The organism is Sulfurimonas sp. HSL3-2 (assembly GCF_039645965.1).
Classification (GTDB): Bacteria; Campylobacterota; Campylobacteria; order Campylobacterales; family Sulfurimonadaceae; genus Hydrocurvibacter; species Hydrocurvibacter mobilis.
Map to the genome: position 1 here is coordinate 1,687,893 of NZ_CP147917.1, position 22,910 is coordinate 1,710,802.

Here is a 22,910-nt window from a genome sequence, read left to right on the forward strand (position 1 = left end):
TTGTCAAATTTCTCTTACATGTAAGCTATTTTCTCCTTTGAAATCATCAAATTTTAAGTGCTTTTTTACTATAATATAAAAATTTTACATAGACTTTTTTAAAGGTTAGAAATGCCAAAACGCACTGATATAAAAACTATACTTCTAATTGGATCTGGTCCAATCATAATCGGTCAAGCTTGTGAGTTTGACTACTCTGGGACTCAAGCCGTTAAAACTCTTAAAGAGCTTGGATATAGAGTAGTCCTTATTAACTCGAATCCTGCGACGATTATGACTGACCCTGAGTTTGCTGATCGTACATATATAGAACCAATCAAAGAAGATATCATTGCTGAGATAATCAAAAAAGAGAAAGTTGATGCGATCCTACCTACAATGGGTGGACAAACAGCACTAAACGCTGCTATGAGTATGTATGAAAAAGGGATGCTAGAAGGTATCGAGTTCCTTGGTGCAAACCCTGCAGCTATCAAAAAAGGTGAAGACCGTCAAGCTTTCAAAGAAGCGATGCAAAAACTTGGTATGGACCTTCCATACTCGAGATATGCTTATAATCTAGATGAGGCTATGAGTGCGGCAGAAGAGATAGGATTTCCTATCATCATCCGTGCATCGTTCACACTTGCAGGAGGGGGAAGCGGTGTCGCTTATAACATAGACGAGTTCAAAAAACTTGCTGCCCGCGGTCTTGCTGAGTCTCCTGTAAACGAGATCCTGATCGAAGAGTCTCTTCTTGGATGGAAAGAGTACGAGATGGAAGTCATCCGTGACCGTGCGGACAACTGTATCATCGTATGTTCTATTGAAAACTTTGATCCTATGGGTGTTCACACAGGAGACAGTATCACTGTTGCACCTGCACTTACACTGACAGACAAAGAGTACCAACGTATGCGTGATGCATCTTTTGCTATTTTACGTGAGATAGGCGTCGATACGGGTGGAAGTAATGTTCAGTTCTCTGTAAATCCTGAGACGGGACGTATGATCGTTATCGAGATGAACCCTCGTGTTTCTCGTTCATCTGCACTTGCATCTAAAGCGACTGGTTATCCTATCGCAAAAGTGGCGACACTTCTAGCTGTAGGATTCACTCTTGACGAGATCGAAAATGACATTACTGGAACTCCTGCTGCGTTTGAACCGGTGATCGACTACATCGTTACAAAAATCCCTCGTTTTACATTTGAAAAATTTCCTGAAGCTGAAAGCACACTAAGTACTAGTATGAAATCAGTCGGTGAAGTCATGGCGATCGGACGTACATTCAAAGAGTCTGTCCAAAAAGCACTTTGTTCACTTGAAACGGGACTTACAGGTTTTGACGAGATGGATGTGGATGATGAAACTATGCTTCACGAGATCCGCCGTCCAAATGCAGACCGTATCCTTTATGTTGCTGAAGCGTTTAGACGCGGAATGAGCGTTGAGCAGATATTTGAAGCTTGTAACATCGATCCTTGGTTCCTGTATCAGCTAGAAGAGATCATCGAATCTGAAAAAGAGATCCGTGACACGATCTTAACATATGAAACACACCTAAGAAAAGTAAAAAGTGACGGTTTCTCTGATGCAAAAATCGCACAATTGATATACAAAAACTCTAAAGTAAAAGTCAGTGAAAGCGATGTATATAATGCTAGAAAAGCTTTAGGGGTAAACCTGGAATATAACGAAGTCGATACTTGTGCGGCAGAATTCCAAGCACTTACACCGTACCTTTACTCTACTACGAATATTACAAAACTTCCAGATATCAAGCCTCGCAAAAGCGACAAGAAAAAAGTGCTTATTATCGGTGGCGGACCAAACAGAATCGGTCAAGGTATAGAATTTGACTATTGTTGTGTCCACGCGGCATTCGCTCTTAAAGAGATGGATATCGAGACTATCATGTACAACTGTAACCCTGAAACAGTTTCGACTGACTATGATACTTCAGATGTTCTTTACTTTGAACCGATCGATTTTGAACACGTAAGAGAAGTAATCGACAATGAGAAACCGGACGGCATCATCGTTCACTTCGGTGGACAGACTCCGCTTAAACTTGCGAATGCTCTGACAAATATCGGTGCAAACATCTCAGGAACGCCTGCTTCTGTTATCGACCTTGCAGAAGACAGAGAGAAGTTCTCGGAATTTGTTATCAGAAACGGACTAAAACAACCTGAGAACGGTCTTGCTCGTACAAAAGAGGAGTCTTACCTCATCGCTCAAAAACTCGGCTATCCTGTTCTTGTTCGCCCTTCATATGTTCTTGGCGGACGCGGTATGCGTATCGTTTACGGTGAAGACGAGCTAAGACAATATATGGACCTTGCTGTATCTGTAAGTAATGACGCTCCGGTACTAGTTGACAAATTCCTGGATCAGGCGATCGAGCTTGACGTCGATGCTATCTGTGACGGTTTTGAAGTCTATATCGGTTCTGTTATGCAGCATATCGAAGAGGCTGGTATCCACTCTGGAGACAGTGCTTGTTCACTTCCTCCGGTAAACCTTAGTGAAGAGCTTATCAAGCAGGTCGAAGAGCAAACAAAGACTATCGCTATGGGTCTTGGTGTTCGCGGTTTAATGAACGTTCAGTATGCTATCTATGAGGGTGAAATCTATCTTATCGAAGTCAACCCTCGTGCTTCTCGTACGGTTCCGTTTGTAAGTAAAGCTACGGGTATTCCATTGGCTAAAGTCGCTACCCGCGTTATGATGGGTGAGACTTTAAGAGCATCGTTAAAATATTATGATAAATTCGATGTAGTCTACCATGATGAAAATGTCTTAAAACCAAGACTTAAAAACCATATTGCAGTCAAAGAAGCGGTTTTCCCGTTTAACAAACTTTACGGTGCAGACTTAGTCCTTAGCCCTGAGATGAAATCTACGGGTGAAGTCATGGGTATCAGTAAAAACTTCGGTATCAGTTTTGCAAAAGCACAGCTTGCAGCGGGCAATAAAATACCGACAAGCGGAACAGCATTCCTATCGTTTATAGATATGGATAAAAAACATGCGCCTGAGATCGCTAAAGGTCTTATCGAGCATGGGTTTAAACTTGTAGCTACTCGCGGAACGGCTCAGATCATCAATGAAGCCGGTCTTGCATGTGAAACGGTTCTAAAAATCTCTGAAGGTCGTCCGAACATAGAAGACAGTATGAAAAACGGAGAGATCACGGTCGCTATAAACACATCTGACAACAACACATCTAAAAAAGATGCAATAGTTATCCGTCAGGAAGTATTACGCCGTAACATCCCGTACTTCACAACACTAAGTGCTACACGTGCCATGATAGCTGCTCTATCTGAGATGAAAAACAACAGCGCTTGGAACGAACCTCAGTCGCTTCAGGACTTTTTATCTTAAAATGTCTATACTCTTAGCTCAAACAGATACGACTGTCGGGTTTTTATCCAACGATGCTAAGAGTCTTGAAGAACTAAAATCACGCCCCCCTGAAAAACAGTTTCTAAAAGTCTATCCATCTTTTAAAGAGTTTAAAAAAGATGGTAACAGGGTCCCTCAAAAATATAAAAATCTTGTCAGACGTGCTGCAAAGACCACCTTTATCATCAAAGGCAGAGCTTCTAGGATCGTTAAAGATCCTATACATCTAAAACTCCTGAAAAAATACTCTTGGTTATACTCAACATCGGCGAATAAAAGCGGACATCGTTTCGATAAAGAGTTTTGCTTAACAAAAAGCGATATAATCATAGAAGATACACGAGGCTTTAAAGAGGATACTCCATCATCTCTTTACAAACTCAACAATGTAAGATCGAGGAGGCTTAGATGACACGTTTTTTACAAGCGTTATTAACAGGTGTTTTTTTTACTTTTATCTATGATTTTTTTATTTTTCTGGGAGTCTTTCAAAACTATATAAAAAAGTATGAGATAGATCTTTACTACAACATACTTTTTGCAGATCATCAGAGCCTTTTTTTATTTGCTTTATTTACACTTATACTTGGTGCCGTGATAATCTATTTAGACAATATAAAAGTATCTATAATTATAATTTCGTCTCTATTTGTTCTTTCGCTTCTGCCTCTGATCCCTTCAGTGGGAGAGAGTGTCGCAAAAATGATATTGATGCAGAAAAATGCCACCCTGCATGTAGGCAAATACACCTACACGGGAGATATTTACTATAATGGAAGAGATAATGTATATCTCTTTGATAAAGAGTTAGACAAGATGTTAAAATTTAATAAGGACAATATAAAAGATGAAGCATATAAGTAGTTTGGCAAAAGGTGTTGCACTGGGAAGTGCCGGTGTCGTTGTGATGAGTATCCTGAGCGGATGTTCTCAGGGACAAGAACAGCAAAAAAACAAATTTTTAATCATAGAACAACTTACAAACGGAAAATATGTCGTAGTCGAAGAGATACCTACCGACGGGCCGAGCCGTGCGATCATTCGCGAAAAAGATATAAACGGCAATGTGACCGAACGCGTTATGAGCGAAGCTGAGATGAAAGCTCTGGCAGAGCAGGAGTACAACAAGTTCCAAAGCGGAGGCTCTGAACTAAACCATGAGAACGGCGGCGAAGGGATGGGACTTGCAGGGACTATTTTAGCAGTTGCTGCGGGAAGTCTTCTTGGAAACATGATAGGAAACGCTTTGATGAACAACTCAAATTTTGCTAAACGTGCTGACAGCGTCAACCGTTCGGCATACCATAGAAGTGCGGGTTCATACACAACGAACAAGTCAGGTTCTCCTGCGAAAAAAAGTTTCTTCGGCGGAAGCAGCACATCAAGTTCGGCATACAAAAGTACAAGCTACGGTGGATAAACAATGGTAACTCTAAGAGATATAAAACCGATCGATGACAAAGCACTTGAAGAGATCGGTTTTGCCTGGCATACAGACAGTGACGGAAGCAAATATGTAAGCGATAAACTAGTCCAAGTCACTCACCAAGAAGCAGAGGATTATTACGAAGCGGTCAATGAACTTTATGATATGTATGCAGAAGCAGCAGAGTTTGTCATAGAGAACGATCTCTTTTTTGAACTTGGTATCCCTTTTAACCTTGTGGATATGATCAAAAAAAGCTGGGAGAACGATGTCCACTGGCATGTCTACGGAAGATTCGACCTTGCCGGCGGGACGGGCGGTGAGCCTATAAAACTCATAGAGTTCAATGCAGACACCCCTACTTCTCTATTTGAGACAGCCGTACTTCAATGGGCGCTTTTAAAGTACAACGATATGGATGAGGATGAGCAGTTCAACAATGTCTATGATGCGATTCGCGACAACTTTCGCCGCCTTATAACACTGTTCGACGATCCTGCAAAGTTTGACGAGCTTTACGACGGATGGAAGATACTCTTCTCTTCGGTTGAGGGTAATCTGGAAGAGGAGGTCACTACCAGACTTCTTCAGCAGATCGCGACTGATGCTGGATTTGCCACACAATATGAGCATATCCAAAACGTAAAATTCAGCGATGACGAGATATGTGATGCAAATGACAATCCGTATGAATACTGGTTTAAACTTTACCCTTTTGAGGATATCGCACATGATGAACCTGAGCTAGCGACGATACTCACAAACATCATGCAAAACCAAAAAGCGATCCTTTTAAATCCTCCTTATACACTGTTGTTTCAGTCAAAAGGGATGATGAAGATACTTTGCGATCTGTTCCCGGATTCGCCGTATCTGCTTCGTACATCTTTTGAACCGCTGGATGTGAAATGTGTCGAAAAACCGGTCTTCGGACGTGAAGGTGCAAACACAAAAATACTTTCAGCCAACGGCGAAGTCTTAAAAGCCAACGATGGCCCTTACGGAAACTACAAAAAAGTGTATCAGGAGTATGTGGAGTTTAGTAAAGACCTGCACGGCAACAAGTATCAGGCAGGTGTGTTCTTCGCTTATGAAGCATGCGGTCTCGGGTACAGATGCGGCGGCGATATTTTAGACAATATGAGCAAATTTGTCGGACATGTGTTAGTTGACTGATGAAAAAGTGGAGTTTAAAAAAGATCCTAAAAGAGGCGGCTCTCTTTGTCCTGCTTCTTTTTATATTTAGCAACATTCTTAGCTACATAAAAGCTCCATCTTTTGAATCAAAAACGATCCCCTCGTTTGCCGCGGTGACCATAGAGGGTAAACGATTTGACTCTGGGCTTCATATTGGGAGTAAACCTGTTCTTATCCATTTCTGGGCTACCTGGTGTCCTACATGTAAGATGGAAAACTCCACTATAGACGCACTTTCTAAAAAATTTGAAGTGATCACCATAGTCGAAAACTCCGGCGATAATGAGAAGGTAAAAGAGTTTTTAAAAGAGAAAGATCTTAGTTTCAGTGTCATTAATGACCAAGACGGGAGATTGGCATCGCTTTTTAAAGTAGCGGGATTTCCTACTACTTTTATATATGACAAAGAGGGAAACTTAGAGTTCAGCGAGGTGGGATACAGCTCATACTTCACACTCTATCTTAAACTCTTATATGCTGACAGGTAAAGAAATTGAGCCATTTTGAGTTTGAATATCCATACGCATTTGCCCTGCTTCTGCTTATCATCTGTATCTACAAGTGCCCTGCTGCACTCAAAAAGATCATCTTTCCCCATATAGATCTTTTTAGCCTGAAGATAGGCTGGTTCAACAGAGACAGGCTGCTTTACTCTCTTATCTTTGCACTTATGGTAAGCGCTCTTGCCTCGCCTATCACATACGATTCGAAATCATCACACCAAAGAAAGGGACGTGACCTTGTTTTTGCTCTTGATGCAAGCGGTTCGATGGGAGAAAGCGGATTTGACAAAGAGGACAATAGCCAAAACAAGTTCGATGTCCTCAAATCGATCATCTCAAAGTTTGTCAAAGAGAGATATGACGACAATGTCGGAGTCACTGTCTTTGGTTCATACGCGTTTTCAAGCGTACCACTGACGTATGATATGAATGCCATCACCTATCTTATAGGCTTTTTAGATGTGGGCATCGCGGGTGAAAATACAGCCATCGGTGAAGGAATAGCAAATGCGACCCGTATCTTAAAGATGGGAGAAGCCAAAGAGAAGGTGATCATCCTTGTCACAGACGGCTACCATAACAGCGGCTCTATCTCACCAAAAGACGCACTCTCCCTTGCAGTCAAAGAGGGCATAAAGATCTACACGATAGGGATCGGCAAAAAGGGGCAGTTTGACGAAGCGCTTTTACAGCTCATAGCAAAAGAATCCAATGCGAAGATGTTCAGTGCTTCTGACTCTGCTTCACTGCAAGATGTCTATAATGAGATAGACCAGCTTGAACCAAGCCAGATACGCTCGCAGAACTACCTTAACAAGCACGTTCTTTTTATCTATCCTCTTCTACTTGCATCTCTTTTGATGCTCACAATGGTCTTAAGAAGGAGAGCGCGATGAGTATTCTCTATCCTTGGGTATTTTTCGCACTGATCCCACTTTATCTTCTTTACAAAAAAAATGTTGAGAGCTCAAAAGATCCTCAATTTACAGAGGATAAAAAGACTCAGGTAAGGCAGATAAGATTTTTATATCTTGCTATCGCTTTTGCGGTTTTGGCTCTCAGCCGTCCGGTCATACAAAACAGCTTTGTGGATGAAAAGTTTGACGCTCAGGAGTACATCATCGCCGTTGATGCATCCTACTCTATGCAGGCAGATGACATAAAACCTACCCGTTATGAAGCTGCGAAAAAAGCGATTGAAAAGCTTTTAGTCCTGCATCCAAAAGACAGATTCGCCATTTTTGCTTTTACCTCAAACACTCTGCTTATCTCACCTCCGACAACGGACAGTGCCATAAGCATGAATGCACTTGATGCGCTCAACCCTGCTTTTATCCTGACAAAAAGTACCAATCTCAAGCAGATGTTTCAGACCATAGCGAAGGTGTCGCATACGAAGAAAAACCTCATCATATTCAGCGACGGCGGAGATGAAAGCGATTTAAATCAGTTAGTCAGTATCTGTAAAAAGAACTCCATCATCCCTTACATCGTGGCATCTGCGTCAAAAAAAGGAACAGCTCTTAAAAAAGATGGGCGCTACATCAAAGACCAGTACAGTTCTCTTGTCATCTCCCGCATCAATCCGATCCTCGAAGATCTGGCGGCAAAAAGCGGCGGTAAATACTATGAACTTGACTCATCAAACGTTGTAGAGGAACTCTCAGACGATATTAGTTCACAAGACAAAAAAGCAACGGACGGGACTGTTCAGGTGAAAAGCTATAAAGAACTTTTTTATCTTCCTCTTCTTTTTGCAATGGCATTCTTCTTTGCCAGCGTGACGAAGCTTCATCAGCTTTATCTGCTTCTGCCGTTTATGTTTCTGCCAAACCCTTCACATGCCGAGGTATTGGATTTTTATCATGTAAAAAAGGCAGATGAGAGTTTTAAAGAGCAGAAGTATCTCGACTCTGCAAAAGAGTTTGAGAAGGTGACTCCAAGCGTGAGAAGCTACTACAATGCGGCGACGGCTTACTACAAAGCGGGACATTACAAAAAAGCGCTGGAGTATTTTGACATGATCCGTACACCGTCCAAAGAGATCAAACAGAAGATCTTTTACAATATGGCGGGATGTGCGGTAAAACTCAAAAGATTTGACAGAGCCGAGGTCTATTACCAGCAGGCTTTGGCCCTTGGAGAGGATGAAGACGCTCTTTACAACCTCAGACTTTTACAAAAACTCAACCTAAAGACCGGTGTAAATATAACCGATATGCTGCCGCCGAAAAATGCGCAGACAAAGAAAAACAGTTCAAAGAAAAACGCTACTCAAAAAGATGAAAAAAAAGAGGGCGGAGGTAAAAGCGGTTCAACCCAACAGGCGGGAGAGAGCAGCGACGGTGCGAGCGATGCAAAAAAAGGCGATACGAAAAAAGCCGATAAAAGCGAAGAGAAACAGACACAAAAAGGCGAGTACAAGATGGGATACCGCTCATATGAGATGATAAACAAAGGATACACAGATGAAAAAGAACCTTGGTAAGATACTGCTATTTTTGATATTTCCGTTTGTCTTATCTGCAAACACTGATCTTGCGACCTATTCTCTTGTTTCAAACAAGAAGAATGTCTATATAAAAGAAGCGGTAGAGATCACATTTACGGCTGTTCAAAAAGACCATACCGACGAGATGTTTTTCTTTTTAGAACCAAAAAAAAGCGATAGTTATGCCATACAACTTCTGGATAAAGACACAAAAAAAATATCATATCACAACCAGACCACGACATTTAAGTATCTGCTTTTCCCGTTAAAAGAGGGAGATATCGATATCGATTTCGACTTTACCATAAAAGCCGCAAGCGATGATGCCGTTGCGCAGATATATATGGGTGGAAGAAACAATGTAAAATGGATAGAGACGACCGATACAAATGTAAAGATAAAACCGATCCGCTTACATGTAAAGCCTCTCAAAGAGGATGTAGACCTCGTCGGTGATTTTGCCATAACATCAAAGATACACAGTACCAATGTAAACAGTTACGGTTCTGCAAACATCAAATACTATCTCAGCGGTACAGGATATGATGACAAAAAGTTCACTCCCATAAAAAGTATAGAGGGTGTGACGATATTTTCAGAGGCTGCGGACGAGCATCTTAAAAGTACAAAAGAGGGGTATGAGATAAAACGTGAGTTTTCATACGCCCTTGTCGGAAAAAAAGATTTTAAGATCCCATCCATACAGATAAAAGTCTACTCGCCAAAACAGAACAGGTACTACACCCTCTCGACAAAAGAGTACGATATAAAGGTCTCTGCAATAGATCCGAAAACGCTGCTCGATGACAAAGAGTACCCCGAAGGAAAAAGCTATGACTTTAGCACGTTAAAAGAGATAACTATCGCCCTGCTCATCTTTTTTGCAGGCTTTATGACAGCAAAAGTGACTCCGAACATACAGTTTAAAAAGTCGCTAAAAAAAGAGAAGTTTAAAGATATCAAAGATGCAAAGACACCAAAAGAGCTTATTCTTGTCCTTTTACAAAACTACAAGAACAGAAGTATCGAGGCATATATAAACGAACTTGAACGTTTAGAGTACAAAGAATCAGACAAAAACTTTAAAGAGATAAAAACGGAGATATTAAAAAAAATTATGTAACCATTTTGTGACAGTTCTATAATACCATCTCACTTATGAATTAATGTGAGGTCTAAATATGGAACTAAAACTGCAAAAGTTGGAACAACGTCTTGTCAAGTATCATTTTATAGCACAAGACAATGTGCGTATTATCATCGAAGATGAGTTTGATTTTATTGAAGAATGTCTGCAAAACACTCAGATGAGCATCGAAGATATAGCAAAAGCTCTTATCGATATCTATATGGTGGCTTAAGATGCAGGTATCAGTAGAAAACTATTTAGAGCATAACTATAACGGTTACAATAAGCTTCCAAATCTTTTAAAAAACATATCGACTGCACTTTTAAAAAAGCTGTTTCATGAGAGTGAGATAAACAGCTTTTTAGTACAAAACCAGCACAAAGACTCATACGGTTTTGTCGAAGCCGTACTTGATCATTTCAACGTCGATATCACGATCCATAAAAATCAGTTAAGCCGTATCCCTAGTTACGGCAGATGTGTCGTCATCGCGAACCATCCTCTGGGAGCTCTTGACGCTCTGGCACTATTGTATGTACTTAAAGATGTAAGAAAAGATATCAAGATAGTCGCTACGACTTTCTTGGCTTCTATCGAAAACCTTGGCGATCTTGTCATCCCTGTAGACAACATCAGAGGCAAGATGGATAAAAGTTCACTGGAGAGGATGTACGAGGCTCTGAAAAAAGAGCAGCTTCTCATTCTGTTTCCATCGGGCGAGGTCAGCCGTGCAAGAGTCAACGGTATCAAAGACACAAAATGGAGAAGCGGGTTTTTAAAGATCGCATCTAAGATGCAGGCACCTATACTTCCGATCTATATCAATGCTAAAAACAGCAAGTTTTTCTATACGCTTTCAAGCCTGAACAAATCACTTGCGACTATCACTCTTCCAAACGAGATGTTCAAGTTTTACGGTAAAAAGATAGAGTTCAAGATAGGCAAATCGATACCGTACGATAACTACAACATCCCTGCACTTTCAACAAAAGACACCGTCAAACTGTTTAAAAAACACCTTGAGCGTCTAGCGACAAACAAGTCTTGTCTGTTTAAGACACAAAACGAGATCGCCTTAGCCGAAAACCATCAGGAACTCAAAAACGAACTCAGTCGTGCAAAAGAGCTAGGAGAGACAAAAGACGGTAAAAAGATCTATCAGTATGCATCTACCGAAGAGACATCTGTTTTAAAAGAGATAGGACGTCTCAGAGAGATAAGCTTTCGCCATGTCAAAGAGGGAAGCGGTAAAAAAAGAGATATCGACGAATATGACATGATATATGAGCATATCGTCCTTTGGGATGACAAAGATTTAGAGATCGTCGGTTCATACAGAGTAGCAAAGACCAAAGATGTCCTTGAAAAATATGGCAAAGAGGGTCTTTACACTGCCACGCTGTTTAATTATCAGGAGAGTTTTAAAGAGTATATGTCTGAAGGGCTTGAACTCGGACGCAGTTTCATTCAGCCAAAATATCAAAACTCAAGAGCATTGGATTACCTATGGCAGGGGATCGGTGCATATTTGAGAGAAAATGCAAACATTCGCTATATGTTCGGACCGGTAAGTATCTCAAAATCGTATAACTATGAATCAACTGCGATGATGGTCTACTTTTATATGAACTATTTCGGTTCAGACATCTTACATGTAAAGCATAAAGAGCGTTTTATCATCTCCTCACAGCTTGAAAAAGAGTTCGACACTATCTTTGAACTGGACAACTATAAAAAAGACCTGATCACGCTGAGAGACAGACTGCAACTGCAAGGACTTGCTATCCCGACACTTTACAAGCAGTACAGCGACCTGTGTGAAGAAGGCGGCGTGATGTTTACGGATTTCGGGCTGGACAAAGATTTTGAAGACTGTGTCGACGGATTTATCGTAGTCGATATCACTAAACTAAAACCGCATAAAAGAGAGAGATATATCGGATAGAGTGTTAAAAAAGCACTCTATTCCTGCGCGATTTCGATCTTTTGCAGTTTACGGTTTATCTTCAAAAATGTTTCAAACTCTTTCGCTCTAAGCGGTTTACTAAAATAAAATCCCTGAACTTCATTACATCCCTGTTCACGAAGGTAGTTTAACTGCTCGGACGTCTCAACACCCTCGGCTATGGTAGATATTCCAAGACTGTTAGCCATACCTATGATAGCGCTTACTATTGCTTTATCTTCCGGGTCCGTCCAGATATCTTGGATAAATGACTGATCTATCTTCAATTTGGATACTTTTAGTTTTTTCAGATAACTAAGTGATGAATAACCCGTTCCGAAATCATCGATCGACATGCGTATTCGACGTTCATAAAGGCTGTCCATAACATCATAAGAATGCATTGCCACTGCCTCTGTCAGTTCAAGTTCTAGATGTTGAGACGATAATCCGACCTCTTGAAGTATTTTTGTAAGCATCTCTAAAAAGTTTGGATGACGGAATTGAATTGATGAGATATTTACAGCAATGATAAATGGTGACGGGTCATCTTTTGTCCACTTATAAGCTTGCGAAATCGCTTCACGCAGTACCCACTCGCCTATAGAGAGTATGAGTCCGCTGTTTTCGGCTAGCGGGATAAACTCTGCAGGTGGGATACTTCCAAGTGTCGGATGTTCCCATCTTAAAAGTGCTTCTGCACCGACTGTACTTCCGTCACATAGAGATATCTGAGGCTGATACTCCAGATGAAGTTCATTAAGTGCTACTGCATGATGCAGTGCATTGCTCAACTGCAGATTTCTTGTGAGATCTTTTTGCACCAGATTCGCATAAAAATAGTATTTATTACGCCCCTCTTTTTTTGCCATATACATGGCAGTATCCGCATTTTTTGCAAGAGTCTCCTGATCTGTTCCGTCATCTGGATATACGGCTATACCGATCGAAGCCGTGACAATCAGCTCATTATCGTCAATTTTAAACGGTTTGTCGATCGTTTCAAGAAGTTTATCGGCTACTTTTTTAACACCGTTGACATCCGTTTTCGGCAGTAAGAAGATAAACTCATCTCCGCCTAGTCTCGATGCAGTGTCTACATCACGTAAAACAGATTCAAAACGTCTCGCAAGTTCGATCAACAAGCTGTCTCCGACACTGTGTCCAAGAGTATCGTTTATATCTTTAAAATGGTCAAGGTCAAGGAACATGATAGCAAACTGTTCATTATCTCTTTTTGAGGTATTGATAACGTAATTGGTAAGTTCTTCAAGCTGAAACCTGTTAGGAAGTCCTGTCAGTGAATCAAAGTTTGCAAGATGGTGAATTTTTTCCTCAGAATATTTTTTCTCCGTAATATCCTCTTTGATGATGATATAGTGAAACACTTTTTTATCCAATTGAAAGATCGGTGAAGCTTTTACAGACTCTACATGCTCGAGTTGATCTTTATTTAGATTAAAGATCTCTCCCTCCCATGGTTCTCCGGAAGAAAGGACTTGCATCATCTCCGTATATCTGTTTGGCTTCGACTTACAATCTTGAAATGAACAAAGATCTTTGCCTATGACCTCTTCTCGTGATATACCAATACACTCTAAAAATGCCAAATTCACATACTCTATGACTCCGTTTGTATCTATGATGATAATACTGCTTGGACTTTGTTCTATGGCTTGAGACAGTTTAAGAAGTTCATCCGCCTGAGCAAGGAGCAGATGTCTGCTTTTTATAAGAGTTAAGATGACAAAAAGCAAGATAAAGTATATTACAAGTCCTATGATCGTCATTATCAATGGATAGTAGTTTTGTGCAGAGATATCGAACTGTCTTGTACTAGATAAACGGACGATCCAAGTACGATTATCGATAGTCAACTTTTTTTCAACATTGTATTTTGAGATATATGAAGATGGCTTGAACGATCTGTATAACAGATGTTCATCGGACATATCGTCACCGTCATATATCTCAAAATTTAAAATCGACTTCTCCAATACCAATTTGTTCATAAGGTCATTCATACGGAATGCACTATAAACAAAACCTATCAAAGCTTGTCGGCGTTCCTGTACTGTTTTTATAGAGACATCTTTCTTATATAATGGCAGATACATCAGCATTCCTGCTTGGACATCGGCATCTATCTCCTGAACAAGTGTTACTTTTCCAGAGATAGAAGGAAGTCCCGTATCTATTGCAGTCTGCATCGCTGTACGGCGTACGGGTTCAGAGAACATGTCGTAGCCTATCGCCTGTTGATTACGTATGTCCAAAGGTTCCAGATATAGTATCGCACTATATTGTTCACGCTTTCCTGCAGGCTTGACCACAAAATCAGCAAAGCCCTCTTTTCGCATCTTCAGCTCGGTACTCTTGACTTCATCCGGAGAAAGCATAACAGAGTAACCAATACCTTGAATACCGGGATAGTTCTTTTTGATATCTAGTGCATCGATAAAGTCATGCCATTCCTGACGTGTCACATTCGTACTTCCATGGAAAAAGCCTATGCCGCTTTGCAGTACACTCTTGTAACTTGACATACGTTTTTCAATACGGTCAAGATTTTCAAGGACATTAGTCTCAAATTTTTCTTTTGTAAGGTTATCGTAGTAGCTTTTTGAAGTAAACCAGACACCTAAAGAGAAGATCATAGATAAACCGACAACAATAAAAACTATACGCTTGTTGTATCTAAAACTTTTTTGTATAAACTTGGAGAAATTAAAATATTCGTTCATAAACACCAAACCAATTAAATATATGTATTTATTGTATTTTACTAAAAAAACAAATTATATTTATTGTCAAATGCAAGAAATCTTTGTATTAAAGTATAGACTTAGATTTTGAAACAGTGAAAGGATCAGAAGATGCCATATCCTTGTAGGAACTAAAGAGGATATGACAGAAAATTTATATTTTTAAAGTTTATGTGAAGAATTCTACAAATACTTTATCAAGATATTTTTTCGTGTTTTCTACTTTTTCTATCTTTTTGTCAAAGATCGGTTTTGTCGACGGAAAACGTTCACTGTACTCACGGTATAGATCGCATTTCATATCCATATTTTTTACAAACTGATCCATTACAAGCTTCATATCATCCGGTGTTGCAATCCATCTCATAAAGTTTTGAAACATTCTTTCTCTGACATCAAGTGCAAAATGTTCGTCAAGCTCTGCTGCCATAGCTTTTAAATCCCATCTTGAGAAGTAGACACCGCTTTTTACAGGAGGCATCACCTCTTTATACATTGCTACTAGATAATCCGGATAGTCTTCACGATTCTCGTCAGTTACACAACTTCCGTCATCGCAACCCTCTTGCTGCATATTTTTTTGAAGTGCTTCAAACTCACTTCTTAGTTCATTTAGATCTTTAATATCCATTATTTTATATCCTCTATTAAGTGTATTGTATAGAAATCCAGCAGATTATCAAAACCGATATATCCCTCAAAGCCTTTAAGACTTGAAAAACTCTTTGAGTCTTTGATATCAAGATTCATCGCCGAAGGCTTTGATATACAAGTCGATATATCCTCTATGGTCGTGTCTATCAGCATATCATATCCGCTAAAGTCGACTCCGTTTGGTGAAAGATAGTTTATATCCATCTCTACATGCAGATCCTGACTCATAGATAGAAGTCTTTCGATCTCACTATCGTAAAACGAGAGCTCATAGCCCTCTAAAAGCAGAGCCAGCCCGCGTGATAAAGGCTCATCACCTATTATCGCTATCTTCTTTATGCTTTGATCTGCTTTTATAAACTCTTTGACAACATCAGCAGATATAAAATCTCCGCTAAGAGTCTGCCCTGCTCTTTTTACGAAATCGCATCCGCCGCTTTTTTTCACCATCTCAGATGAATCGTCAAGCAGGTCCAGTATCTCTTTTTGATATTCAAGACCGAGCATCGCACCGTTCACATGAGATTTCTTCATATTTGAAAGAGTGAAATAAAAATCATCCTCACGGATATTCATCGGTATCATCATACCGTCGATATTTTCCTCTTTTAAAGCTTTGTTAAAGTTGTGACTGAGTCTATTTGTCGATGCAGATACTGCGATATATCCGTAAAGAACAGTCTCTTTACCTATTCTGTCATCAAGGTTCATGCTGTTTTCTTCACTCATCTGATCCCCCATAACTCTCTAGCTTCTTCCTCTTCTATTTTACATCTGTCACACAACACTTCTCCGCCCTTGTAAGCAAAAGGAGTATTGCACTCGTCACACTTTTTAATGTTAAACTTGATCAGTTCTTCACCCTTCGGCTCAAAAAAGTTTTTCAGATTAAAAGTCGGTTTGAGTGTCAGTGAATCCGGTTCACACACGTCATGACAGCTTGCACATTTCACACATGCAAGCGGATTAAACGCTATAAACGACCCTTTCATATCCGAGCTGAGTGCACCTGTCGGACAAATACGGTAACACATCTGACAGTTCGTACATGTAGAAGCATCAAGATTTTTTTGCGACGTGAATGAGATGTCATCTACGCTGATGATATGAAACTCTTCAGGTACTTCTGCACGCTTTAGCGCCATCAAAAGCAGACTTCTTCTATCAGGAACTTTTTTCTCTTTTATCTTAGCGATATCCGCAGCCGTGACAGTGTGAGATTTTATCTCGTCATCACCCTCATCGACTCTGTTTTGAAACTGCTGTTTTATCTGCGAGACACGTTTAATAGAATCTTTAGTGATAAGTTCACGTCTTGAGATCACCTCTTTTTCATCTTCATGCATATGAGAAAGTTCCTCTACATGTAAACGTTTTTCTTGCATCATCGCTTCGAGCAGAAAGTTTACTTCTTCTGCTCTATGCTTGATGATGTCGAGATTAGTTTTAGCGATCTCGCACTCGGCACACGGACCGATATCAAGCGTTATCTCCTCTTTACTAAAAAGCGACATACTAAGCAGTTCATCTGTACTCAGTGCTGCGATACACGGAAGTTCACTCTTACATGTAAGGATCTGTTTATCGGTCTCTAAAAATTTAAATATATAGTTTATCGGTTTAAAATCATCCAGACTGTACGCGGCAGTAGGACAAGCAGCCCCGCATCCGCCGCAGCCTACACATTCACTGGGAGTAAAAGATACGATATTGTCCTGTATTTTTATTGTATCTACCGGACAAGCAGTCACACAACTATCGCAAGCTGCAGACTTATTGCTGGTATGGACACACTTAGAGATATCTAATGAAAGTAGGCTCATGCGCTATATTTGTATCCGTTTGATTTGAGTTCCGTCAGATATTCAAAATCACTCATCATAAACTCTAATGCAAGCTCAGCCGCATCAAAATAAAATGCAGTTCCGGCTTCAGATTTCACATTCAGTAAAAACATCGGAGCCCACTCTAAAAGATGATCTTTTAAGAAGTTATACTCGATCTCAGCTATCTCTGCTGCTATCTCAAACTCACCGTCTTCAAGAGCTTTATACTCCGCTTCACAAAGCTTGTACATAAACTCCAGTTCAACGCCTATATGGTCAGCACTCATAACACGTGCTTTATCAAGTTCGACTCTAAAATCGAAATCATTATAAAGTGCTTGAACAGGATTATCTCCACCTGTTTCCATCATCTGGTCATCACGAAGATAAAAAGACTCATACGGAATTAAATGAAGTAAAAAAAGGTTAGTAAAATCAACATTCAGATATTTTTCGACCAGGTCTTTAGGACTTAGCTGTTTACGCTTTTCCCAATCTTTAAACGACGGAAAAAAAGCAAGCATGTTTTCATCATCCACTATTGATTTTAACAACGTTTCATCGACTTCACTCATCAATATACGAGATGTAAGTGCATAGAGGTTTACACGTGATAATTGTTCTGTTTTAAGGGTTTCTTGCATAGATAAGGTACCTTTTGGAGAAATATTTTTGAAGTATATTAAAGCACCACTTGATGTGGGCTTTAATATATAAGTTATACGTTATTTGATCTTAACTGCGTAAGCTTTGTTTGAAAGCGGAACAGCCGGACGTGGCATATGTTGAGGACGACGTAATTTGTCTCCTACTGCAAGTGGACGAGTAAGTTCGTCTCTCCATGCTTGATATACTTTAAAGTTGTTTTCATAGTTAACAACGATATCACCGATCTTATCATCAGCTTTCGCTTTTTCTATGATAACTTTTTGGTGCCATGCATGGTTACCAGCGATCGGGTCAGCATGTGTCGGAGCCACAGCATTTTGCCATGAACCGCTCAGACCGTTCCACCAAATTTGGTCAAGGTCTTTGTTGTACTCTTTGAACTGCCATACATCATGACGAGGATGAATACCCTCAGCAGGTTTTAGTGTTCCTACTTTACCGTCATTTGTCATGTCATATCTAGGAGCACCTACACCCATGATACCAAGTTTGTGTTCAAATCCTGGAATATCTACAGAGTCTTTAAGTTTCCAACGACCAGCATGGTGTGAACAAGCTAAAACACCCGGACGAGTTGCTTCAGTCGGTACAGCCATAGCTACAAAGTAACCGCTTTCTAAACCAGAAACCGTATCTGTGATTCTTACACGGATAGCATCTCCACGTTTGATTCCAAGTTTCTCAGCATCTTTAGTATAAATCCAAACCGGGTTATGGTTTTGAGAGATCTCCATAAGGTGTTTAGAGTTCACTGAACGTGTATGGATGTTGTACGGTAATCTATAGATCGTATTTAACGCGAACTCGTTGTCACCATGCATCATAGAGTGGTGTACTTGAGTTACGATGTGTTTCATCTTCTCGTACTCACCCTCATTACGTGGATAAACAGGGATCGCATACTCCGGCCATTTCCACTCAGTTAACCACTCAGCGAAGAACTCAAGTTTTTTACTTAGTGTATGGAAACCTTCATGAAGTTTACCGTTTACTTCGATACCGATAGATTGTTTACGTCCATCTTCTTCTACCCACAATGTTCCAAATTTATCTTTTGTAACTTCGTGTTTAGGATGTTTTTTACCATGTGCAACATAGTTTTTACCATCAAAATGAAGTTCTTCCTCTTGTGGTTTATAAACATCAGTTTTCTCAGTCCAAGCACCATGATCTCTCATGTACTCATAAACCGGGAATTCAGAGTTTGCGTACAGTTTTTTAGCTGTCTCTGCAAGTCTTGGAAGCAAGCTCATAGCCGCATCAAAGTACTCAGGAACAGTAACCGCACGTGATGGATCTTTTTTAGATGCCCAGTATTTACGGATACCAAGACTTCCATCAGCATCAATATGGTGAACCATAATATTTGCCCAGAACTCAGTTTCTTCCCAGATCTCACCTAGACCGTATTTCATGTGTGCTTCAAGTGTAGCACGAGATGGATCTTTTGCTTTCCAACCCATTTTTTCTGCTGCAACACGTAGAACCGCTTGACGGAACTCTATACGTTGTTCAGGTTTAGACGGAGTCGATTGTTGATCATTACGCTCACCTGCAAGACCTGTTGGTAAGATGTAATCACAATACCAGTTAGTCTCACTCCATGTAGGAGAAAGGTTAAATGAAAGCTCGATTTTTGTCTCGTCTTTAAGCGCTTCGATCCATCTGAAACCATCCGGATTGATCCAAACCGGGTTATACATACGTGGGAACCAAACTGCAAGTTTAGTCGGAACGTTTAGACCTTTAGCGATCCATTTTTGTTGCCACTCTTCATCCATAAGAAGGTGAGGCATGATATGACTCATCTCATATGATGATAATGGGTATTCCGGTGGCCAAGCGATCTCATTCCAAACATCGACTTTACCTGGTCTTTCACCTGCAACAGTAGCTTTATCACCTTTTCCTGCAACAGAAATCTCATGCCAGTGGTGGAAAGAAGTTCCTCCAACATCACCACGAAGTGCGCCACGTAATACAAGAGTTAAGAAACCAGCACGTGTGTTCATCCAACCACCACGGTGACCGATCGGTCCTGCACGCCATAGGTATGTAGCTATTTTAGAACCAGCAGAGATGTACATCTCCCATAATTGGTCTAATTTATATTCCATACCTTCAAGTTTACACTCTTTAACGACGAAATCTTGTGTATACGGAGCATAAAGCTCTTTGATCATCTCGATAAAGTCTTCGTATTTGTCACCTTTTGGCATTTTAGATATGTAACCATATCCAACCATCTTTTTAAGATAGTCTTTGTTAGCCATTAGACGATCCCAGTTTACCCATTCTTTAACAAAATCATGAGCTACTAGATCTTCACCGTTTTTATCTTTTTCGTTTAATACACGGTTTGCTAGGTAAAGGTAAAGTGCCGCTTCAGTACCTGGCCACGCCGGGATCCAAAGGTCTGCCATACCTGCAGAGTTACTCATACGAGGATCGATAACAACCATTCTTGCACCACGTTTACGTGCATCAGCGATAAGACCAGCTGATTGTTGGAAGTAGTGACCAGCATCTGCAGCGTGAGATGATTGTAAGAAAATCAGATCAGCATTTGCCCAATCCGGAGAGTTTCTATCATCGTTTGCCCACTGAATAGTACCCTGACGAGCACCGGCAGAACAGATGTTTGTATGAGAGTCGAAACCATCGATACCCATTGTATGAGGTACACGGTGACCGAAACCGTTCTCATTTGGACGACCTACGTGGTAGATCATCGATTTTTTAGACATCTCATCGCCGACTTTTAGCGTATCGTGCATTTTCTTACCGATTGCACCCATAGCCTCATCCCAAGTCGTACGAACCCATTTACCTTCACCACGTTTAGAACCCGGTGCACGTTTAAGTGGGAATGGAATACGATCCGGATCGTACATTTGAGAAGTTACTGCATAACCTTTTGCACAGTTACGTCCACGAGAACCTGTATGTAACGGGTTACCCATGTATTTACGTACTGTCATAGTGTCTTTATTAACCCATGCAGTAAGACCACAACCTGCTTCACAGTTTGAACAAACTGTCGGAACAAGCATAAAGTTGTTTACTTGGATACCGTCTGGATTTTCTTCACTTCTTACTCCGTGACGTTCAATACCGCCACGTTTCCAATCTGTACCGTCAAGCTCTGCAAAGTTATCCCACTCTTTATGAGGAGGATAAAATGACAAAGAATCCGGCGTATTGGTAAATTTTGATTCTGTAACAGACTCTGCAACAGCATCTGTACTAAATACACCTCTTGCTAATGTGACACCTGCAACTGAAAATGCAGCGCCTTTTAAAAATGTTCTTCTTTCTAAATACATCTATTACCTCTTTAACTCAAGTTCAATAATTGTGGAATAACCAACCATACATGTTTAACAATCCATAATCCAGCGATCGCCAGTATAGCAGCTAGTTTCAATAAACTTTCACTTCTACTAGAGATACTAAGTAGAACTAAAACCATAGGAAGGATATAAGCAGTTGCTTGACCTATCCAGAACATTGTTGTGTACTCGCCTGCACCTTTAACAGCTTGAAGTGTTACGATAACCTCTTCACCCTTCATCGGTCCAAATACCATTTCACTCATATATACTATGAATGCAACAGCTGCACTAAGACCTAAAATGATACCTAGATCTCTTTTTGCCTCGTAAGGTAGTTTGCCACCCATTAAGATAAGCGCTCCTGAACCTGTCAGTGTAGCTGCGAGTAACATTTGAACAGCTTCTGTAGGCATTTGCCATAGTTCACGTGCTGTAGCTTCAGCCATGATCGCTGCTGTATATAATGTAACAGGGATTGAAAGGACAACTGCCCAAGTCAACATTTTGTCAAAAGCTTCTGTGTTTTTCTTAATAAATACTGTAAATGCCATTAAGAATAATAGAGCTACTAAAACTGTTACGATCCATGCACCCACTGCAATTGCAGATGTCAAGTGAGGGTGTGTGAATATATGCCAGAATCTAAACATCTGGTGTAGGTCGATAACCGTAAAGAGTAAGAATATATGTATAAATACAATAGATACTACTACTACCGGGAAACGTAAATAACCTGCTTCATTCGGATATTTCTTAAGTAGATAGAAAAGCAAAAAGATAACACCAGTACCGATACTTTTTGCCCACATGTTCATAGTGATAATCCAACCCCATACGATGCTTGGCAAGCCTACATCTAGAGTTACAACTGCGTGTGTTGCTTCAATTGCTGCATGCATTAATGGTGCCCTCCTACTGGTAAGTGTTTTAATTCATCAAATAATGAGAAACCTTCAACGCGCTCAGATACCAACGGATTAAGATTTACATCTCCACCGCCGACATAATAGTGATGAGGGTCTGTTCCTTTTTCAGGTTTTCTAACTCTTGTATCTCTGTGATCTTGAATATATTTGCTGATGTTTGATGTAGGATCATCTAAGTCACCAAAGATATTTGCTTCAACAGGACAAGCAACAACACACGCCGGCATCATGCTAGATGCGATACGGTGTGCACAATATGTACACTTATCAGCAGTTTGAGTCTCAGGATCGATATAGATAGCACCGTATGGACAAGCCATGATACAACCCGCACATCCGATACAACGTTCTTTATCGATATTTACAATTCCATTATCAATATAGTGTAAAGCACTTACCGGACATATACGTTCACAAGGTGCATTAGCACAATGGTTACAACGTAATGGTGTAAATGTACGCTTTGTTTCAGGGTACATACCAACATCTACATACTTAACGCGAAGTCTCCACGTACTTAGCGGAACTTCATTTTCCACTTTACATGCGATTTCACAACCTTTACATCCCATACAAAGATGTAAGTCAACTAGAAAGCCCAATTGCATATACTCTCCTTCACCTACTTTGTAGATATTTTAGCGTTTTAT

The 22,910-nt window shown here is 40.3% G+C and carries 19 protein-coding genes; 11 read left to right on the forward strand and 8 right to left on the reverse strand.

Translation table 11 applies throughout. The features are described 5' to 3' along the window. Nucleotides 1-111 precede the first annotated feature (111 nt). The 11 genes from carB to WCX87_RS08550 are packed head-to-tail and all read left to right on the forward strand — an operon-like array spanning nt 112 to nt 12,085. On the forward strand, nt 112-3,372 hold the full coding sequence (carB, locus tag WCX87_RS08500) for a carbamoyl-phosphate synthase large subunit (RefSeq protein WP_345979213.1): 3,261 nt from the start codon (nt 112-114) through the stop codon (nt 3,370-3,372). Nucleotide 3,373: 1 nt separating this feature from the next. Next, nucleotides 3,374-3,805 carry a Sua5/YciO/YrdC/YwlC family protein gene (locus WCX87_RS08505; protein ID WP_345979215.1) on the forward strand — a complete coding sequence of 144 codons (432 nt, stop codon included), beginning with the start codon at nt 3,374-3,376 and terminating at the stop codon, nt 3,803-3,805. Further along, nucleotides 3,802-4,257, forward strand: coding sequence for a hypothetical protein (locus tag WCX87_RS08510; RefSeq protein ID WP_345979216.1), 456 nt, complete (start codon nt 3,802-3,804; stop codon nt 4,255-4,257). The genes WCX87_RS08505 and WCX87_RS08510 overlap by 4 nt, the downstream gene beginning before the upstream one ends. Further along, complete coding sequence (locus WCX87_RS08515) at nt 4,241-4,813, forward strand: hypothetical protein (protein WP_345979218.1); 573 nt, start codon at nt 4,241-4,243, stop codon at nt 4,811-4,813. The genes WCX87_RS08510 and WCX87_RS08515 overlap by 17 nt, the downstream gene beginning before the upstream one ends. A 3-nt stretch (nt 4,814-4,816) precedes the next feature. Continuing rightward, the gene (locus WCX87_RS08520) at nt 4,817-5,995 is read left to right on the forward strand and encodes a glutathionylspermidine synthase family protein (RefSeq protein WP_345979220.1); all 1,179 of its coding nucleotides are present in this window, start codon (nt 4,817-4,819) and stop codon (nt 5,993-5,995) included. Then, nucleotides 5,995-6,504: a TlpA disulfide reductase family protein gene (locus tag WCX87_RS08525; RefSeq protein ID WP_345979222.1), complete on the forward strand. Its 510-nt coding sequence runs from the start codon at nt 5,995-5,997 to the stop codon at nt 6,502-6,504. The genes WCX87_RS08520 and WCX87_RS08525 overlap by 1 nt, the downstream gene beginning before the upstream one ends. A gap of 5 nt (nt 6,505-6,509) precedes the next feature. Continuing rightward, nucleotides 6,510-7,415, forward strand: a complete 906-nt coding sequence (locus tag WCX87_RS08530) for a VWA domain-containing protein (protein ID WP_345979224.1) — start codon at nt 6,510-6,512, stop codon at nt 7,413-7,415. Next, nucleotides 7,412-9,007, forward strand: coding sequence for a VWA domain-containing protein (locus tag WCX87_RS08535; protein ID WP_345979226.1), 1,596 nt, complete (start codon nt 7,412-7,414; stop codon nt 9,005-9,007). The genes WCX87_RS08530 and WCX87_RS08535 overlap by 4 nt, the downstream gene beginning before the upstream one ends. Continuing rightward, nucleotides 8,988-10,133 carry a hypothetical protein gene (locus WCX87_RS08540; protein WP_345979227.1) on the forward strand — a complete coding sequence of 382 codons (1,146 nt, stop codon included), beginning with the start codon at nt 8,988-8,990 and terminating at the stop codon, nt 10,131-10,133. Before WCX87_RS08535 ends, WCX87_RS08540 begins: the two co-directional genes overlap by 20 nt. A 58-nt stretch (nt 10,134-10,191) precedes the next feature. Continuing rightward, nucleotides 10,192-10,371, forward strand: coding sequence for a hypothetical protein (locus WCX87_RS08545; RefSeq protein ID WP_345979229.1), 180 nt, complete (start codon nt 10,192-10,194; stop codon nt 10,369-10,371). Nucleotide 10,372: 1 nt separating this feature from the next. Further along, the gene (locus WCX87_RS08550) at nt 10,373-12,085 is read left to right on the forward strand and encodes a GNAT family N-acyltransferase (protein ID WP_345979230.1); all 1,713 of its coding nucleotides are present in this window, start codon (nt 10,373-10,375) and stop codon (nt 12,083-12,085) included. Nucleotides 12,086-12,102: 17 nt separating this feature from the next. On the opposite strand, the gene WCX87_RS08555 is transcribed toward WCX87_RS08550, so the two are convergent. The 8 genes from WCX87_RS08555 to WCX87_RS08590 form a co-directional block, all read right to left on the reverse strand. Beyond that, on the reverse strand, nt 12,103-14,829 hold the full coding sequence (locus WCX87_RS08555; protein ID WP_345979232.1) for an EAL domain-containing protein: 2,727 nt from the start codon (nt 14,827-14,829) through the stop codon (nt 12,103-12,105). Nucleotides 14,830-15,019: 190 nt separating this feature from the next. Next, nucleotides 15,020-15,481, reverse strand: a complete 462-nt coding sequence (locus tag WCX87_RS08560; protein WP_345979233.1) for a hypothetical protein — start codon at nt 15,479-15,481, stop codon at nt 15,020-15,022. Beyond that, nucleotides 15,481-16,233: a hypothetical protein gene (locus tag WCX87_RS08565; RefSeq protein ID WP_345979234.1), complete on the reverse strand. Its 753-nt coding sequence runs from the start codon at nt 16,231-16,233 to the stop codon at nt 15,481-15,483. The genes WCX87_RS08560 and WCX87_RS08565 overlap by 1 nt, the downstream gene beginning before the upstream one ends. Then, nucleotides 16,230-17,327 carry a 4Fe-4S dicluster domain-containing protein gene (locus WCX87_RS08570; protein ID WP_345979236.1) on the reverse strand — a complete coding sequence of 366 codons (1,098 nt, stop codon included), beginning with the start codon at nt 17,325-17,327 and terminating at the stop codon, nt 16,230-16,232. Before WCX87_RS08570 ends, WCX87_RS08565 begins: the two co-directional genes overlap by 4 nt. Further along, nucleotides 17,324-17,974, reverse strand: coding sequence for a molecular chaperone TorD family protein (locus tag WCX87_RS08575; RefSeq protein WP_345979237.1), 651 nt, complete (start codon nt 17,972-17,974; stop codon nt 17,324-17,326). The genes WCX87_RS08570 and WCX87_RS08575 overlap by 4 nt, the downstream gene beginning before the upstream one ends. A gap of 81 nt (nt 17,975-18,055) precedes the next feature. Then, nucleotides 18,056-21,325, reverse strand: coding sequence for a molybdopterin-dependent oxidoreductase (locus WCX87_RS08580; RefSeq protein ID WP_345979238.1), 3,270 nt, complete (start codon nt 21,323-21,325; stop codon nt 18,056-18,058). An 11-nt stretch (nt 21,326-21,336) separates the two neighbouring features. Then, a complete protein-coding gene (nrfD, locus tag WCX87_RS08585; protein ID WP_345979240.1) occupies nt 21,337-22,233 on the reverse strand; it encodes an NrfD/PsrC family molybdoenzyme membrane anchor subunit in 897 nt (298 codons plus the stop codon). Further along, complete coding sequence (locus WCX87_RS08590) at nt 22,233-22,868, reverse strand: 4Fe-4S dicluster domain-containing protein (protein WP_345979242.1); 636 nt, start codon at nt 22,866-22,868, stop codon at nt 22,233-22,235. The genes nrfD and WCX87_RS08590 overlap by 1 nt, the downstream gene beginning before the upstream one ends. Between the last annotated feature and the right edge of the window lie 42 nt (nt 22,869-22,910).

Excerpts from the sequence above, each read along its gene's own strand:
- WCX87_RS08520 (WP_345979220.1), top strand. The coding sequence starts at position 4,817 with ATGGTAACTCTAAGAGATATAAAACCGATCGATGACAAAGCACTTGAA.
- WCX87_RS08540 (WP_345979227.1), top strand. The coding sequence starts at position 8,988 with ATGAAAAAGAACCTTGGTAAGATACTGCTATTTTTGATATTTCCGTTT.
- carB (WP_345979213.1), top strand. The coding sequence starts at position 112 with ATGCCAAAACGCACTGATATAAAAACTATACTTCTAATTGGATCTGGT.
- WCX87_RS08580 (WP_345979238.1), bottom strand. The coding sequence starts at position 21,325 with ATGTATTTAGAAAGAAGAACATTTTTAAAAGGCGCTGCATTTTCAGTT.
- WCX87_RS08510 (WP_345979216.1), top strand. The coding sequence starts at position 3,802 with ATGACACGTTTTTTACAAGCGTTATTAACAGGTGTTTTTTTTACTTTT.
- WCX87_RS08545 (WP_345979229.1), top strand. The coding sequence starts at position 10,192 with ATGGAACTAAAACTGCAAAAGTTGGAACAACGTCTTGTCAAGTATCAT.
- WCX87_RS08575 (WP_345979237.1), bottom strand. The coding sequence starts at position 17,974 with ATGCAAGAAACCCTTAAAACAGAACAATTATCACGTGTAAACCTCTAT.
- WCX87_RS08525 (WP_345979222.1), top strand. The coding sequence starts at position 5,995 with ATGAAAAAGTGGAGTTTAAAAAAGATCCTAAAAGAGGCGGCTCTCTTT.
- WCX87_RS08590 (WP_345979242.1), bottom strand. The coding sequence starts at position 22,868 with ATGCAATTGGGCTTTCTAGTTGACTTACATCTTTGTATGGGATGTAAA.
- WCX87_RS08560 (WP_345979233.1), bottom strand. The coding sequence starts at position 15,481 with ATGGATATTAAAGATCTAAATGAACTAAGAAGTGAGTTTGAAGCACTT.
- nrfD (WP_345979240.1), bottom strand. The coding sequence starts at position 22,233 with ATGCATGCAGCAATTGAAGCAACACACGCAGTTGTAACTCTAGATGTA.
- WCX87_RS08535 (WP_345979226.1), top strand. The coding sequence starts at position 7,412 with ATGAGTATTCTCTATCCTTGGGTATTTTTCGCACTGATCCCACTTTAT.
- WCX87_RS08570 (WP_345979236.1), bottom strand. The coding sequence starts at position 17,327 with ATGAGCCTACTTTCATTAGATATCTCTAAGTGTGTCCATACCAGCAAT.
- WCX87_RS08550 (WP_345979230.1), top strand. The coding sequence starts at position 10,373 with ATGCAGGTATCAGTAGAAAACTATTTAGAGCATAACTATAACGGTTAC.
- WCX87_RS08565 (WP_345979234.1), bottom strand. The coding sequence starts at position 16,233 with ATGAGTGAAGAAAACAGCATGAACCTTGATGACAGAATAGGTAAAGAG.
- WCX87_RS08555 (WP_345979232.1), bottom strand. The coding sequence starts at position 14,829 with ATGAACGAATATTTTAATTTCTCCAAGTTTATACAAAAAAGTTTTAGA.
- WCX87_RS08505 (WP_345979215.1), top strand. The coding sequence starts at position 3,374 with ATGTCTATACTCTTAGCTCAAACAGATACGACTGTCGGGTTTTTATCC.
- WCX87_RS08515 (WP_345979218.1), top strand. The coding sequence starts at position 4,241 with ATGAAGCATATAAGTAGTTTGGCAAAAGGTGTTGCACTGGGAAGTGCC.